We start from the raw sequence: 17,924 nt of genomic DNA on the forward strand, positions 1-17,924 counted from the left end.
TTTACCGTAATTACTTGCTTAATCCACTATTTTACCGTCTTTTGTTATATCTTAATTTTGCATTGGAGAGCAGCTTGATAATTCTTCGTTATTTAATGTCCGAAACATTTAAAACCCAAGTCGGGATTCTCTTCGTGTTAGTGCTTATTTTTGTAAGCCAAAAGTTCATCTCCATTCTTGCTCAAGCTATCAATGGTAATATTCCTGCTGATCTCGTATTGACTGTATTGTATTTAAACTTGCCAACCTTAGGTACGTTAATGCTACCTATCAGTTTTTATCTTGCCATTTTATTTGCCCATGGTCGATTACATAGTGAAAGTGAAATGGTTGCTCTAACCTCTTGTGGTTATAGCCCTAATAAAGTACTAAAAGCAACGTTAGCGTTATCGTTACTGACCTTTGTTTTTGCAAGTTTTAATAGTTTATATTTAGCGCCCGCAGCGGAAGATGAAATGCTAACCGTCATAGAAAATGCGGAATCAGATGCTGGTGCTGCGACGTTAATTGAAGGCCGCTTCCATAAAAGTTCTGGAAATGGCGGCGTTGTTTATGTTGAGGAATACTTAGCGGGTAAAAACTTATCAAATATTTTTGCAGCACATTGGCCTAAAGAAGGTGATATTTCTCCTTCGGTGATTACCGCTCAAACAGGTAGTGTTGAATCTAAGCAAGATGGCACGTGGTTAACCTTAAATAATGGCCAACGTTATGCGGGAATTGTTGGACAGCATGAATTTGAGAATACGTCTTTTTCAAGCTATCAAGTACATATCGCTAATGCACAAGTAGAAAGTAAAAAGCGTGATGTTGAAGCGATGCCAACCAGTAAATTAATCGGGGTTGAAGATCCTAAATATCAAGCAGAACTGCAATGGCGTATCGCAATTCCTGTTTCTATCTTATTGATAACTTTTATGGCAGTACCAATGGCAAAAGTTAATCCTCGCCAAGGACGTTATTCAAAACTATTACCTGCTTTGGCGCTGTATTTAACTTTTTTCCTTTTATTAAGTGCGTCGAGAAGTTTGATAGAAGACGGTATTATTCATTACATTGGAATATGGGCAGTACAAATTTTATTTTTTGCCATAGGTGTTATTTTACATTTACAAACAATTGGTAAATTCAATAAGAAACCAAAACAAGCAAAGGCCGTTGAGGTGGAAAAATAGATGGGTATTTTAGATAGATATATAGGGCGTACGATTTTTGCTGCGACATTTTTAAGCTTATTTGTATTAAATGGCTTAAGTAGCATTATTAAATTTGTTGAACAAATGAAGAGTGTCGGTAAAGGCGATTATGACGTCCTTTCTGCTGCTTACTTTGTTCTTTTAAAAATGCCTTCTGAAATAACAATTTTTTTCCCAATGGCAGCGTTAATCGGCGCTTTAATTGGTTTAGGGTCATTAGCAAGCAGCAGTGAATTAGTGGTTATGCAAGCTGCTGGTATGTCTAAATTTAGAATTGCTACCTCTGTATTAAAAACCGCAATACCAATGGTTATAGCCGTTATGTTATTAGGTGAATTTGTTGTACCTAGTGCAGATAAAGAAGCCTATGCGATGCGAGACCGATTAAGAAGTGGCAGTGAATTGGTAGAGAATGAATACGGTGTATGGGCAAAAGGCACTGACTCATTTATTAGTATTGGACGTATGAATAGCAAGGCTGAATTATTTAAAGTACAGCTGTATTTTTTCGATAAAGAATTAAAGTTAGATTATGCATTATTGGCTCAAAAAGCGACTTTCCAAAAAGAGTCGTGGTTATTAGAAGATGTCAGTAAGACAAGCTTCTTAGGGCAATCGACTAAAGTGGAATCATTTCCTGAGTTTGTTTGGCATACCGAGTTAACACCTAAAAAATTAGAGGTGATCATTAGTGATCCAGATAAGATGTCAATGCGTGATATTTATAATTATATTACCTATCTAGAAAGTAATGAGCAGGATGCAAACACCTATTGGCTTACTTTTTGGCGTAAAGCAGTATTGCCTTTCACTGTTATCGTAATGATGTTGTTATCTGTTTCTTTTATTTTTGGTGGCTTAAGAACAGTGCCAATGGGAACTCGATTAATCTTCGGTATTGCAAGTGGTTTTGCATTCCATGTATCTGGAGAGCTATTTGGTCCTGCGAGTCTGGTATTTGGATTACCACCTATTCTGGGCGCACTGCTACCTAGTATTCTGGTTTTAGCGATTGCCATGTATTTACTGAAGAAGCAGAGCTAGCATTTTAACTGATCTCCATTATTTTGATGGTTTAAAAGAATGATGGTGATTGAATAGGGCACTTTGCTTTATCGGCTAATAGACGAAGTACCAAGTAATAGGTTTGCTTGGTACTTGAATCATCATTTAGCGTTGGGCGATTTCAGGTAAGTATTTCAGATAAGCACTTCAGTTATACAAAGCGGCATAACTGAAGTTGAATTAGGTGTTATTTTTTATCTAGCTTTAAGATGGTACTAAAGCCTTTCCAGTTACTTAATTCTTTTGGTAATAAAACTACTTCACATTCAGCCCATAAGTCTTGAAAAGCATTACGATCTTTTAATAAAGCCATAAAGCTACCTAAACCAAATGCAGAAGTGGCGATACGAATTAGTGATTGGGTAAAGGTGATATTACTGCCATCACTGTTTTGTACTCGAATTCGACATATTTTCATACCAAAGGTTTGTCCTACTTGGCTCCAGAAATAAGCGAAAAATCCAATAATAACCACGGATAAATAAATTAAAAATACCAAGCTTTGTCCTAAGAAATCGGTAGCTCCTTTGTAAAGGGTTAGGTCAATTGATCCGATTTTATTAGCAATCAAAACCACTATGATAGCTAATAGGGTAGCAATGAATACGACTACACTAATAGTAAACAAATCATAAATATAAGCACCTAAGCGTCTAAAAAAAGAAGCCCGTTTACAGGTTTGGTACTGCTCTTCTATATCTAACTGTGTCATTTTAGCGTTATTATTCTTAGCCATAGTGATCCCTCAAAAGTATGAATCTAGAGTTTAGCAAAAGTGCTAATACTTGGCATTTTATTTATGCATTGTTAATTCTCATTATTTTTAATCTTATTTTGACGAGTTTTTAAGCGCTTGCACATTTTATGAGTGAAAATACTTGTGTGTAAACAGAGCATAGGTATAATCTCTCGCACTCAGCCCGAGTGGTGAAATTGGTAGACGCGACGGATTCAAAATTGGTTGCATCTATCAATAATTTAAAGTATTATTCTTTAAATACAGTTGTTTATAGTGTTATTCAATGCTTTAAATAAGTTGTATATAGTTGTATAAGTTTTAATGGCCGAATGGTGGAATTGGTAGACACGCTAGTTTCAAACACTAGTTTCTTCGGAAGTGACGGTTCAAGCCCGTCTTCGGCTACCATATTTAGAGAAAGCCGATCCTTTATAGGGTCGGCTTTTTTGCATTTAGATTACGACAAAATAAATCAAAAATAAGATAAAGCCTCTTGAATGTTATATCAGCATTTATATAAGCTTATAATTGTATTTTACTAATGAACAAAAATATCAATTATTGTATAATCTAACCAATTTTTTCACTATTTTTGGTTGAATTATGACCTTGCTTACCCAGTTAACAGAAATACTTTCCAACGATGAGCGTCTCGTTATCAATGGAAAGTTGGCAAAAAACAAGATTGTTGAACTTGCTCTTAATCTTGATCCTTCTTTATTGAAACTCTTACTTTCTAACGAGCAACTGAAAAATCATTTCTTCACTGATGTAGAAGGAATATTGATCTTTGATAAAGTGGCTTTTCAGCGTTTTGTAAGCAATAAATCTTTTCTTCCTGATAGCTTCACTCAATTCAAAAACAAAATTGGTTTATCTGCTGATAATCACTATTTAACAGAAACAAATGATATTGTTCTGTCTTGGCCTTATAAAGATTGTATTCTTGAAGGTGGTCAAACCAAAGAAGACCAAAAGCGATCAGAAATTTTCTGGAATGAAACGCTTGCACCTGAACAGGTTGATACACTCCTTGCTCCAAAGGCACTTCAAAACTTTGTTAAGTATGACGAAAATGGTGAGCATAAAGATTTTCAATTAGAAGAAAATGATAACTTAATAATCAAAGGGAATAACCTTTTAACTTTACATACTTTAAAAGAAAGATTTCGAGGAAAAGTAAAGCTAATCTATATCGACCCTCCATACAACACAGGCTCTGATAGTTTTGGTTATAATGACAAATTTAACCATTCTACTTGGTTAACATTTATGAATAATCGGTTAAATGTAGCGAATGAGTTATTATCACAAGATGGATCAATCTTCATTAATATTGATGATGATGAAGCGCACTATTTGAAGGTATTAGCGGATGATATTTTTGGGCGAGAAAATTTTGTCGCAAATGTTGTATGGCAAAAGAAATACTCACCTCAAAGTGATGCTAAATGGTTTTCTGATATGCATGATCATATTTTAGTTTATGCAAAAGATAAAAGTATTTGGAGACCTAACTTACTACCACGGACTGACAAACAAAATAAAGCCTATAAATATAATGACAATGACGGAAAGGGGTTATACAGAACAGATAATGTTTTAGTAAAGTCTTTTTCTAAAACAGGTGTTTTTGCGATTATAAACCCAAATACTAATGAGCAATTTTTCCCACCAGAAGGTCGTTGTTGGCGTTTTAACAAAGAAACTTATGGAAACTTAATCGCAAACAATGGGCTTTATTTTGGAAAAGATGGTAAAGGAGCACCACAACTTAAACGTTATTTAAATGAAGTTAAACAAGGCTTAACACCTCAAACAATTTGGTTTTATGATGAAGTAGGTCATACCCAAGATGCTAAAAAGGAAGTAAATACTTTAAGACTTCCAGAGGGCTTCGAAACCCCAAAACCAGAGAGTTTATTAATGAGAATTTTAACTCTTGGGAGCAACGTTAATGATGTTGTTTTAGATTTCTTTGGTGGTAGTGGAACAACAGCAAGCACTGCTCTTAAAATGAAAAGAAATTTCGTTACTTGTGAACAAATGGATTATGTAAATACGACCACAGTTCCACGATTGAAAAAGGTTGTAGATGGTGATCTTGGTGGTATTTCTGAAGATGTAAGTTGGCAAGGTGGAGGTTCTTTTGTCTATTGCGAATTAACAGAGTTAGCTTCTAAATATTCAGATCGAATTGAACTTGCAAATACTAATGAAGAATTACTGAATATCTGGAATGACTTAAAGCAAAATTCAAACTTATCTTACAAAATTAATCCGCAAGGTTTTGATAAGAGTATACAAGATTTCAGTGAGTTAAGTATTGAAGAGCAGAAAAGTTTCTTGATTGAAGCGATTGATAAAAATCAGTTGTATGTAAATTACTCTGAAATTGATGATGAGACGAATGACATCTCTGAGCAAGATAAGAAATATAACAAACAATTTTATGGAGCATAACAATGACGATGCTTCACGAAAAATTTACTAATTATAAAGATATGGCAGGACAAGATGCGTTTAGCAATCTTGTCCCTCAATACATCATAGACAATCTCAATCCGAACTTTGCCATAAGACCTTATCAAGAAGAAGCCTTCGGGCGGTTTGAGTATTACTTTGATACTTACCCAAATAAACCTAAAAATCAGCCATTGAATGTGCTTTATCATATGGCCACTGGTTCTGGTAAAACCTTGATAATGGCAGGAGAAATCTTAACTCTTTACAAAAGAGGGTATAGAAATTTTCTGTTCTTTGTTAACAGCACAAACATTATAAAAAAAACAAAAGAGAACTTTTTAAACAAAGCCTCTACAAAATACCTGTTTAAAGATGAGATTAACATTGACGGTGAATTAATCAATGTTAGGGAAGTTGATAATTTTGCTTCCGCAAATCCTGACGATATAAATATTGTATTTACTACCATTCAAGGGCTTCATTCTGTTATGTCTCATCCAAAAGAGAATGCTCTCTCTCTTGAAGATTTTGAAGATAATAAAATCGTATTAATTTCAGATGAAGCACACCACATCAACGCTGAAACGAAAAAGAAAAAAACTAACGATGAACTTTTGTCTGTTGTGAGTTGGGAAAATACGATTAAAGATATTTTCAATTCAAACACAGAAAACATAATGCTTGAATATACAGCAACGGCTGATCTCACTGCTCCTGAAATCAAGGATAAATACCAAGATGTTTTACTCTTTGATTACCCTTTAAAACAGTTTCGACAAGACCTGTACTCAAAGGAAGTTAAAGTGCTTCAAGCTGATAGTGAGCCATTGGATCGAGCATTACAGGCAGTTATTTTAAGTCAGTATAGGCGCAAGGTTTTTGAAAAAAATAAGTTAATTATTAAGCCTGTTATCTTATTCAAATCAAAAATTATTAAAGATAGCCAAAGTTTTCATAAAGAATTTATCCAAGCGATTGAAGGTTTAGATGAAACCGTATTAGACAAAATCAAAAACCTATCTGTTAATGGTTCTGTTCTTCGTAAGGCATTTGATTTCTTTCAAACAAATAACAAAAGTTTAGAAACATTAGCATTGGAGTTAAAAGAAGACTTTTCGATAGAAAAAACACTTGAAGTAAATAGTAAAGATCACGTTGAAAGTCAGCAGCTTTTATTAAATAGCTTGGAAGATCAAAGTAATGAAATTCGTGCAATTTTTGCTGTTGATAAATTAAATGAAGGTTGGGATGTTTTAAACCTCTTTGATATTGTAAGGCTTTATGATACTCGTGATAGTAAAGCCAACAAGGTTGGTAAGACAACTTTACAAGAGGCTCAATTGATCGGGCGTGGTGCAAGGTATTGCCCATTTAAAGTTGATGATGAACAACCTTTATATCAAAGGAAATATGACACTTTTAATGATAATGAAGAAGAACACGAATTGAAGATTTGTGAGGAACTTTATTATCATTCAGCGCATAACCCTAAATATATTCAAGAGTTAAACCAAGCATTACAAGAATTAGGGATAAAGGCTAAAACAAGTCGTGAACTGTCATTGAAATTAAAGGATGATTTTAAGAAAACTAACTTTTACAACAATGGTTTTTTGTATGTAAATAAACGGCTCCCATATGACCGTGAAGATGTTGTAGGTTTAGATAGTTCACTTATCAATACAGACTATTCATATTCTGTAAAAACTGGCACATCGTCTACTTTGACGGTATTTGAGCAATCAAGCATTCAAAATATTGATGTAAAAAGAAGAGTATTCAAAATCAGTGATTTTGGCTCTCACATCATAAGAAAGGCTCTTGCTTCAAATCCTGCCTTTAAGTTTCGTGAGTTAGTTTATTTATTTCCAAAACTTAAATCACTTGATGAGTTCATCACATCAACTTCTTATCTTGGCAATATTAAGGTATCAATTAGTGGCCGTGAAGATGTGTTGGATTACCTACCACAAATTGAAAAGTTGAATGCTGTTAAAAAAGTTATTGCTCAAATAAGTGAAAAGTTGAAACAAGATAGAATTGATTTTAAAGGTTCAACAGAGTTTAAAGCTGAATTTATTAGAAGGCTTTATGAAAATGATAAAGTTCTTAATATAGTTAATGATGGTTTAACTGATCAAGAGTTTGGTCTTGGTCAAAATGAAACAACTAAAAAAGAACTTCAATTAGATTTATCAAATCGAGATTGGTTTGTTTTCAATGATAACTATGGAACAACAGAAGAAAAATACCTTGTTAGATATATTGATGAAATGATTAGTGATTTACAGAAGAAGTATGATGAAGTATATCTTCTTCGTAATGAAAAACACTTTAAACTTTACTCATTTGATGATGGTAAAGCTTTTGAGCCTGATTTTGTTTTACTTTTAAATCAGAAAAGAGAAAATCTGGAAATTACATACCAAGTCTTTATTGAGCCAAAAGGCTCTCAATTACTTGATAAAGATAAGTGGAAACAAGATTTTTTGATGGAGTTAAAATCTAAACATAAAATCGATCAAGTTTGGCATGGTAAAGAGTTTATTATCTGGGGATTGCCATTTTATAATTACTCAACTGCAAACACGGACTTTAAACCAGAATTCGAGAGTTTAATATAATTCATAAGTTAATCACGAAAGATCTTATGTTATCAATTTTTTAAATTATTGATGTTAAGATCTTTTTATCTCCTACCTCAAAATATACTTTCTTCATAATTGATGATTAAAGTCCGTATTCGGCTGCATTAAAACAAAAATATACCTTATTAACTTAGAAAATAGCTTTTATTCAAAACTTTGTTTATTGCGCGTCTAAATTAAATATTTCTATTTTTATAGATCTTATTTGAGCATTATAAAACATCTAAAAATAGGCAAAAATAAAAGGGGTGAAGAGGGTAGGGTATGCAAAATTAAACACCTTTTTAAAATTGAGTATGTGAAATTAAACACCTGGGATTTTTAGGGTATGTATTCTATAAACAATAAGATATATCAATAAAAGAGATAAATTAAAAAAAGAGATAATGTGTTTTTAAAAAACACGAGCTTGATTATTTTTAAGGAGCTTTAAAAGCAAAAACATTCCCTGTCGGGATTACGGCTAACGCCGCGATACTGATAAAAAGAGAAAACCACGGTTCACCAGAGTTTAAGCAACTTGTTGCGATCTGCGAAGCATTCTTTTAAATATCCATTGATTATCCGAAAGGGGGGAAGGTTTTTTTTAGATAAAAAATTATTATTTTATAGGGGTAGGGGGTTTGTTAAAAAAGCCTTAGATTAAGTGTTTTTAAGGTTTTTATTTAAAAAATGTATTTTATTTTATTATTTTATTTTTTCATGTTGTTTGTTTTTTTTATGTTGTTCTATTGATTGATTTTTAAAATGAGGTAGAACATAAGTTATAAACAAAAAAAATAGCCTATGTGAAGTAGGCTATTCAAGTATAAACAACATTTTAAGACAAAAGATAAACAAGTTGATAAGAGAAGTAAACTCATTTATTACTTTCAATTTCTAAATTACAATATTTTAAATATTAGTCAACAGTATAACTTGTATCTTTATATAAAAAACAATAATAAGGGGTACTAATATGGGTTTAGAAAGAGGAATTAATAATAATAGAATAAGCGTTGATAAAATAAAAAGCCTTGGCAATCAAGGGTTGTCATATAAGTCATTTAATTTACCATCTTTTTTAGTTCAAGTTGGTTTTTTTAGAAAAAACTCTACAAACTCAGTAATTATTGAAAATAAATTAAGAAAAGAAACTATTAATCTTGGTAAATGTAGCTGTGATATTACTATTGGAACTCCTTTATTTAGCTACTTATTAACAACACATCATAATTTAGCATTAAACAAAGGTAATGATTTAAATAAAGGAATTACTATTGAGTATGGTGAAAAAACATCTTTATTGAAAAGTTTAAAAGAACGACAAAGACACACAATAAAAGCAATTGAGAGTGGCATTAAAGAGTTTGTATATCGATTAAATAGCGATAATGAAATAACTGTAAATAATATTACATTTTCGATTTTTGAAAATTTAGAGGTCAACACAGAAGAAAGAACTATAAGTTATTCATTTAGTAATGACTTTATTGAGTTTTTAGGAAGGGAGAAGAACCCACTGACTTACATATCAATAGAAGATTTAAAGTCTTTAAACTCAAATAAAACAAGTGCAACATTATTATTCATGACTAAATCAATGTCTAACCTTAATAACAATAAAACGCGAACTCGTAAATATTTAGCAAAATGTTTAATTTTCGATGGAAATAATAGTAATCAAAAAATTGATAATGCATTTAAAAATCTTGTTGAAAAAGGTTTTTTAACTGTTAGTAAAAAAATAAAATCAATGAAAGTAGGTAATAAAATTTATTTTTGGTCTTTATATGTTTTCGATAAAATCAAAAAATCGACTAAAAAAATAACAAAGAAAATGAAAAAAGAGTTAAAGAGTGTTGTTGAAGTTGATAAAAGTATTTTTAATCCTGGTAAAAAGGGAGGAAGGGGCGGTTTTAAAATGATTGATTTATATTTAAATATGATTAATTAATATTTTCAATTAAAAGTGCGCTTGTAAAATATGTTTTTTATGCTCTTATAAATTATATATAAGGCTATATTGTATATATGAAAATGGAGATAAAAATATGGGTGCTGATAAAGAAGTAAGCATGATAGAAGCAAGAAACATTCAAGAAACTTATAATGAAATTTTAAGCAAAGAAAGAAAATTATTTTTATGGTTAATTACTGCTATTGGAAGTTCAGCAGGTTATGTAATATCTACTCAAATAGGTCTCGATAGTAATCTTATAGATTTTATGATTGTCAGCGTTATACTGTTCATTTATTTTACAGAGCATTCTTTATTACCTAATCCTGGATTAAACCAAAAAATATTAATTATAACTGTATCAACACTTTTCTGGTCTTCTTATCAAGTTATCGGATTTAAAATAGATACTAACATAATAATGTCATTAACTTTATATCAAGTCATTTTTTCGTATTTTGTTTTAAAATCATTTTTGAAAAAGAAGAAAAATCTTATTTTGGAAATTGATAAAAAAGTGGCCGAGTTAAACCCTCAATATGTTAGCGAATACCAATAAGACAAAAAACAATAAGCTAACTTTAATATTAATCTTATTTTATTTAATATTAATGTAGTTATATTTAATATTAATTTTACACAATTTAATATTAATTAAGTTGTATTTAATATTAATTTTACACAATTTAATATTAATTAAATTTTGTAAAGAGCAAAGGGGGCGCTGCTTAATACTAAACAAAACTTAATTGTTTTAATTTTTACTTGTTATTTCGCATTCTTTGTAAGCGCTTTTCTTTACATTTGTTTATTTTGTGTTATAAATTATATATGAGTCTAATTTATTATTTAATATTGTTTTGATATATTTAATATTTTAAGTTTTACATAATATGTATTCTTTTTGTGTAATTCAGGCTTTGTGAAATTAACAAAAAAAGGAAAACAAATTATGAGATACATAGCTTTAATGAAATACTTTATATTATCAGGCCCTGTATATATGGCAGGAACTTTAGGATTTTTATTCGTTATAATTACTGGCGGAACTTGGTTAGAAATGGCTCTTTATTTACTTGCACCATTCTTTATCGCTTTCGTGATATTTACTCCATTCTATATTTTATCTTGGATTGTGGAGGGAATACGTGAGTTATTATTCTAATTTATTAAAAATGTTAAACCGTATGATATTATCAATATATAAATTGAGATAATTGTTTTTTATTTTAAACATTTTCTCAATTTTTAATTACGATTTTTTATAAATTAACTTCCTATCTTTTTAAACAACCTTTTGTTAATTCAGTATTCTTATAAAACATAGAATTTTCTTTTTCAAAGTTCCTTGTTAAATCTAATGAATATAAATCTTCTTTTGAAAATCTATTTTTGCCAAGCGGAAATAATTCATCAAATACCGCTACAAACCTTTGCTTGTTATTTAAAATATTATGATTAGTTTTAAATACTTTCAGTTTATAATTTAAAGAGTCTATTTTTTTTATCTCAAACATTAAACCGTTTCTATCACCATCATATTTTTCTTTTCTATTATAAAAAGTAAATACATTGTTTTTTTCTGTAAGGTCATAAGTTGCTTTTTTTTGTTTAAAATCGTTATTAAACATTACATTTAAGTTGTAATCAGGGCTGAAATATAAAGAGCTAAACATGCTGTTTATATTGTCTTTTCCTAAATACTCTAAATAAACTCCATTAATTTCACTTGTTCCATTTCTATATTGAGATTGCTTATAACTTTTAACACAACTATCAGTAAAGTTAGATAAGTCTATTTTTTTAGCATTCGCATTACTCATAGTTATCAATGCTGTTGTTATTATCATAATTGTTGTTATTGTTTTTTTCATTTTAAATTCCTTTTTTATATACTGTTTTTAATATTTCTAAATGATTTTTTAACATTACCTTTAAATCCGCTAATATCTGTTTTTAATGAATTATGTAGATAACCATTAACCCAAATTGTTTTCTTAATTAAATACAAAATCATAAAGAATTGAACAATGATACCGACACAAAATGTTATTGCTGTATTGTCGTTAATTAGGGGGATTGATTTCATTAGCTCTAATGCAATAACCACAAATAGAGATCCGGCAGCTAACCCTATGATTGGGACAATTGGCTTAATAACCATTGCTATAAACAATTGAGTTAATCTATTCATTAATAGATGAGGTTCTTTTTTAACAATAAGGATTAATAGTATTTCAATAACCATCATGCAAATTGCTTCTAAAAGTTTTATCGTGATACCGCCCAGAGTAAATACAATTACGAATACTGCGAAAATTTCAGGGAATAGAGCGAGGAAAATTAATATTATTGAAAAAGTATTTAGCAGATCCCAAAATGTAGAACTTATTCCTTTTACCTCTGCTTTACTTACTTGATACTTTGAGATCAGCATTGTTGCTGTTCCAATAGCAATTAGTTTATTTCTGTTTTCTTGGACGATTTGAAGAGGTATAAAAGAAACTTTAAAATCTTCTGTATTTGTTGCGTCTGTGTAATTACCGAATAATAGTTTTACATCATTTATAAAAGAAAAATCGTCTACAAGTGAGTTCTTTGCAATTTCTTTATCTTCAAATAAATGATCTGTTTGACTTTTTATTGAATACATAAAGTCATTTGCATCTTCACTAATTAATTCAATACCATCCACATCTTGAATAACAGAGCCATCAACTTTATTTCTGTTTTTACTTAGTGTTCCAGAAATGTTATTTACTTCTTTTAAAATCTCTTTTTGATAAATATAGTCATAGTTGTCAGTTAGTAAAAAAGATTTCATATTCCCATACATATCTAATAAATTTACATTACTTTCATATTCATCAGGTATTTCTATATTAGAAACTAATTCATTATTAAAATCATTTATGAAATTATTGTTTGTTTCAAAAAAATTATTCTCTATTTCAAAAAGAGTTTTATCGGTCGTTAACTTACTTTTTACTCCTCCTGTAATTGTTGTGCAAAAAGCTTGGTAGTGGTGGGTATTATTAACGGACAGAAGATCACAATTATATTTAATATAATCATCAAGAATATCAGCCATTTGATTTGTGTATGTATTAACAACATCATTCAAAGGTTGAATGTTTGATTGTGTATATATTCTTCCGCAATCTTTAATTATAGAGTCGAACTTTGAAGAGCAAGAGTGAACAGCCGCAGGGAGAGGCAATCTATTATCTAACTCCTGGATTTTTTTATTTTTATTTTCTTCTAAATAATCATCTATACACTTTATTTCTTTGTTGGACATAATAACTTCATAATCCTCCTTGTCGTAAGGGGAAAGTATTTCTTGATAATAACTTGCTGCACAAGATTGATGTTCTATTGCCAACTTGCTCATTGATAAAACTTTATCTGAAATCTGTGCTTTACTGTTAGACACCGCACTACTCTTCACTGTGCTTGATTGAGACTTTTGAACATTCATTGATGTGTAAAACATAATAGGTTGATTGTAAAGATTATTTAAAATCAACTTTGTAGAGTAAGAGAGTAGTTGAGGGGATACGATGATCGTTAATAGAAAACCGACAACCAAAGATTTAAAAAGAAAGTCAGCAGTATTCTTTGATTTTTCATCTCTATTTCTAATAGACAATGACTTGAAAAGATTATAAAAAGCAAAAACGACAATAACAATTCCAAATGAAGAAAGGACACTATTAACTTTTGAAGAAAACTCTTCTTGATCATAAGGGGTTTGTGCTTTTCTTAGTGCTTCACTTGCCTCTGTATCCTTTTCTAATTCTTCATTAATACATAACTCTAATTCGTTAAAAGTTTGTGAGTGATTTTTTGGATCAGAAACAATACAATCTGTTGTTTGTTTATCTACTTCATAAGAGTAAACATTAACAGAAAATAAAATTAAAAATAACATTAATACTTTGCATATATTCTTCATTGAATTAATAACCTTTTTTATACCATATATATAATTAATTATCATATATCTTATATAATTCAATAGTTGTCTTTATTATATATTATATTAAAATATATAATTTAGATAAAACACTTGTTTATAAGTGTTAAGAAGCTTTAATGCAATTAGTTAAGTAATATTCTTTTGTAAAAAAAAATGACCCTTTATAGATCATTTTTAATTATGGTTAATTGTATTTATCAATCAATCTTTAACATCATCTTTTGTTTCAGTTTTAAGATTGGTTTCTATTTCTTTTCCCAGGTCGCTTTCACTTTCACTTGTGTTGTCAGTTTCAGTTTCAGTTTCTGTTTTGTAAGTATTTTCTTGGTTCTTATAATTATCAAACTTTTTAGATATTTCCTCTTTTGTTTTAGATATATCTTTATTCATTAATGAACCTGATTTGTTTCCCAGTTGATTAATACCTTTATCAAGATTGTTTGAAGCGCTTTTTGCTGTTCTTGCAAACTTACCTAAAACATAACCTGTAAAAATTCCCTCAGCGAAATTTGAGGCATTATCTGTTAATGATTGTCCTTTCGTGTCAGTTAATTCTAATGACTGGTTAATAAGCTTTATAGGGAGCGAAAAGATTATTTTAATTGTTAACCAAACAATACAGAATATTACTGCTAAACTTCTAATAATACTTTGAACAAATGAGTTGTCATAGTTTTTGAAGAATACATCGTAGATTGAACCACCAATCTGCGGTGATCTTAATATTTCAGTAATAATAACTAACACAACAAGTGATATTAGAGCAATTACAACAGCACTCTTAACAGTCCTTGTTGATCTTTCAAGTGATAACATTTCTAAAAAATCTCTTTCTTCTCTTTTACTAAAAGCAAAATATTTAAAAGCGCCAGTAATCATATCAATACAAAGTTGTGCAAAAGCAATTACAAACGGAACTATAAAACAAAGAGGGCCTATTAATAAAAATATCATATCTACAAAAATCGGCAGGAAGCTTGCGAGAAGTGTTGCAACATAAGCAGTAGCAGAAACTAACATAACAGGTTTGATAACAACTTCGCTCACTGCATTACCAACTTGTGCTATTACACAACCAGCTCCAACCGGAGTAAATAATTTAGCTTTTCCTACAACTGCACCAACCGTGCTATCAACAGATTTATCAAATGCAGAGCAAGCGCCAGAAGCAAAAGAGCTACCGAAATGAATTGCTGCTAACGACTTCGCTTGTGTCAACATCATTTCATTTGATGTGCTCAATAACTCATAAAGACTTGCAATACACTTACCATTTTCATCAATAACAGGGCAGGTTAAACGAGCCATTTTTGCAAGGCTGTTTTCTTCGTTTTCAATTTCTTTTATTTGATTGTTATTTAATTCAAGAAAAGAATGAGATAAATACTCTGTTAAATCATAACGTGGCAATGCTTTTGAAGTATTTACATTATCTTGCTTGTTCTCTTCACCCATTCTCAAATAGTTATAATAAGTTTGAGGGATTGAGGTGTCGAATGTTAATGAATAGATAAAATCGTAAGCGTCTCCTAATGTGCTTAAAGAACCTATCAATTGCTGCTTGATTTGAGATAGGTTTGAATAACTGTTTAAAGCACCATACATATCAGGAGTTATTTTGTTGATTGCATCTAATATAAGTTGATTATCTAATTCATCATTTTCAAGTATATGATTTATTCCTGCTCTAATTCTTGCTGTTTGATATAAATCGAATGCTAACACTCTGTCTTTAATCATAAGAGTAAATTCTTTTTTATTAGATGGATCACCTCCTGCTGTAATCGTCCCGTCTTCATTAAATCTAAAACAGTATGGTTCATTTTCGCCACCGAAATGAGGTGCGTATTTTGATTTACTATCGCGTGGAGTATTGTTGTAATCCAATGCAAATTGTTGTCTTATTTCATAGTTCTCACCATCATTAATCATACAATGTAATTCTGCTTGATAAGCTGATGTTTGTTGAATGTATGGTTGTGCAAAGTGATATCCAATATCTTTCTTATCACTCAATATTGGATCTTTATTTAAACTTGTCCCAAACAAATCAGAGAAGTTGTAATGATTAAGTTTGATTGCTTGATAAGCAATGTTAGAGACCGTATTCAATCCCTCAATTTTTTTATAATCAAACAATGATCCCATATTTTCATAGTGAGATTTTTCTAACACCATATAACTATTAGTGTCATACACTGAAATGTTTTGCTCTCTCGCTTCTCTCTGTGCATTTTCAGCAAGTTCCAGTAGTGTGTATATATCTTCTCTTGATAATCCTGCTACTCTCTCTGCCTCTTCCATTTCCAAAGAAAGTGTCCCAGAAAGCTTATCCATCGATGCCTTTACTTCTTCGAAAAACGTTAAATCATTTGCCATATTTTCAGAGAAATTATTCATAAAAAATCTTTTAATTAAAGTCGGTGTATTGTTTATTACACGACCAAGTTCCACAGGCTTTCCATAATATTTTTCATTACAACTATACAAAGAAGTGTTGTCGCTTCCCGAGTAAAAAATTGCCTCGTTTGCCAGGTGAGTATAATTAAAGTTTAATAAATGAGCGTTTAACTCTCTGTCGATTTCAACATAGTCTGTTGAAGAGCAAACACTTTGATAATCTAAAAATTCTTGAAAGGTTGGGTTCGATATATCAAGCCCCCAAGGAACTTCTAATTCCATATCAACACCAGAAAGTTTCTTTCTTTGCAGTTCAGTTGCTTTGTTTACAAACTCTATATAGTGAATATAACTTGCAAGGTCTGTGCTATTTCTATTTACAGCAGGAGCAAGTTTAGATAAGTCTGTATTTCTTACTTCATCAAGTGATTTATGATCTGCCTGATTAAACATTAAGGCTCTCTCTTGACCTATATATTGGATCATTGCCACTGTGTAAACTTTATGAATAGAAATAAAGAACAATAAGAAGAAAACTACTTTTAGAATTGATATAAGAGACTGGGGTAAAAGAGCAGGGTGTTTATTAACTGCGACTGTTATTAAAAGAATAAATAATAATCCAAGTGGTGCAGCGAATTGAGAAAAATCTATTAACCATTGTAGAAGTATAGATCGTTCGTCCATATAACTTGAAATCTTAACCGGATCGCCTCCCATTCTTTCAATCATATCTGACCTTTCTAAAACATCTTCTTCTGTTGCCAGATGTCTTAAATTAGAAATTAATAAACTATCTTCCGGCAATAACAAACTATCACAAACTCTTAATGATGTTGTATTGTCGATATCTGCTTCATTAAAATTACCAATCTTTGTTGCTATCTCTTTTGCGTCTCTACACTCTACTGCTTCTTCTACTGCTGAAACATTAATAGAAAACAATAAAAGTAAACATACAATAACCTTATTCATAAACACTCCTTGTCTTGTAAACCAAACTCCTTTTTTAATTTATTCGCGGTTAGATAATTGCAAGAGGTTTTAAATCTTTTCCAGAAAAGGCGTTAGCCAAATCATCATATCTTTCAATCAAATAATATATATAAAAGATGTTATATATTATTCAATAAAACATATATTAAATTACTTGCAAGAAAGGGTATTAACATAATTAAAGAAAATGGTAATAAATAGGTTAAAAACAAAATAAAAATTGAAATCAAAGAGGGGGTTTTTGAAAAAAAATATTTTGGTATTTCTTAAAATCTTTAAAAAAAAAATTGAAGAAATAAAGGTCAAGTTCCAATGCAAGACAAGGGATCTCTTACCCTAACAAGTTAAATGGTAAGAGAAAATTACTATAAAACAAGTTGTATAGTAATAATCCCAATTAAATTATTCACTTTGTTCTAATTGTATTCCCTATCGGTTTATTCTGGTCTAATTGAACCGGACACTTTAATTCTGGATAATAATATCCACTATC

At 30.4% G+C, this 17,924-nt stretch carries 11 protein-coding genes and 1 tRNA gene; 8 read left to right on the forward strand and 4 right to left on the reverse strand.

Annotated elements, in window-relative coordinates; translation table 11 throughout:
- The first annotated feature begins 74 nt into the window (after positions 1–74).
- Positions 75–1,175, forward strand: a complete 1,101-nt coding sequence (gene lptF, locus V6256_RS00455) for an LPS export ABC transporter permease LptF (protein ID WP_341596000.1) — start codon at positions 75–77, stop codon at positions 1,173–1,175.
- A complete protein-coding gene (gene lptG / locus V6256_RS00460; RefSeq protein ID WP_341596001.1) occupies positions 1,176–2,240 on the forward strand; it encodes an LPS export ABC transporter permease LptG in 1,065 nt (354 codons plus the stop codon).
- 208 nt (positions 2,241–2,448) lie between these two features.
- Here lptG and V6256_RS00465 read toward each other — a convergent pair whose 3' ends face one another.
- Positions 2,449–2,997: an RDD family protein gene (locus tag V6256_RS00465; protein WP_341596002.1), complete on the reverse strand. Its 549-nt coding sequence runs from the start codon at positions 2,995–2,997 to the stop codon at positions 2,449–2,451.
- A 326-nt stretch (positions 2,998–3,323) separates the two neighbouring features.
- On the opposite strand from V6256_RS00465, the gene V6256_RS00470 reads away from it, so the two are divergent.
- The 6 genes from V6256_RS00470 to V6256_RS00495 all read left to right on the forward strand — a co-directional run bounded on the left by V6256_RS00470 (position 3,324) and on the right by V6256_RS00495 (position 11,218).
- Positions 3,324–3,408: transfer RNA gene (locus V6256_RS00470), tRNA-Leu, on the forward strand.
- 195 nt (positions 3,409–3,603) lie between these two features.
- A complete protein-coding gene (locus tag V6256_RS00475) occupies positions 3,604–5,463 on the forward strand; it encodes a DNA methyltransferase (protein WP_341596003.1) in 1,860 nt (619 codons plus the stop codon).
- Between the two features lie 2 nt (positions 5,464–5,465).
- A complete protein-coding gene (locus V6256_RS00480) occupies positions 5,466–8,090 on the forward strand; it encodes a DEAD/DEAH box helicase family protein (RefSeq protein ID WP_341596004.1) in 2,625 nt (874 codons plus the stop codon).
- 982 nt (positions 8,091–9,072) lie between these two features.
- Complete coding sequence (locus V6256_RS00485) at positions 9,073–10,050, forward strand: hypothetical protein (RefSeq protein ID WP_341596005.1); 978 nt, start codon at positions 9,073–9,075, stop codon at positions 10,048–10,050.
- Positions 10,051–10,147: 97 nt separating this feature from the next.
- Positions 10,148–10,612, forward strand: coding sequence for a hypothetical protein (locus V6256_RS00490; protein WP_341596006.1), 465 nt, complete (start codon positions 10,148–10,150; stop codon positions 10,610–10,612).
- 393 nt (positions 10,613–11,005) lie between these two features.
- Complete coding sequence (locus V6256_RS00495) at positions 11,006–11,218, forward strand: hypothetical protein (protein ID WP_341596007.1); 213 nt, start codon at positions 11,006–11,008, stop codon at positions 11,216–11,218.
- Positions 11,219–11,330: 112 nt separating this feature from the next.
- On the opposite strand, the gene V6256_RS00500 is transcribed toward V6256_RS00495, so the two are convergent.
- The 3 genes from V6256_RS00500 to V6256_RS00510 form a co-directional block, all read right to left on the reverse strand.
- Positions 11,331–11,927, reverse strand: a complete 597-nt coding sequence (locus V6256_RS00500; protein WP_341596008.1) for a hypothetical protein — start codon at positions 11,925–11,927, stop codon at positions 11,331–11,333.
- Positions 11,928–11,941: 14 nt separating this feature from the next.
- Complete coding sequence (locus tag V6256_RS00505) at positions 11,942–14,011, reverse strand: sodium/glutamate symporter family protein (protein WP_341596009.1); 2,070 nt, start codon at positions 14,009–14,011, stop codon at positions 11,942–11,944.
- Positions 14,012–14,236: 225 nt separating this feature from the next.
- Positions 14,237–17,410 (reverse strand): hypothetical protein, encoded by a 3,174-nt coding sequence (locus V6256_RS00510; protein WP_341596010.1) that lies wholly within the window; start codon positions 17,408–17,410, stop codon positions 14,237–14,239.
- Between the last annotated feature and the right edge of the window lie 514 nt (positions 17,411–17,924).

The organism is Psychromonas aquatilis (assembly GCF_038155185.1).
Classification (GTDB): Bacteria; Pseudomonadota; Gammaproteobacteria; order Enterobacterales; family Psychromonadaceae; genus Psychromonas; species Psychromonas aquatilis.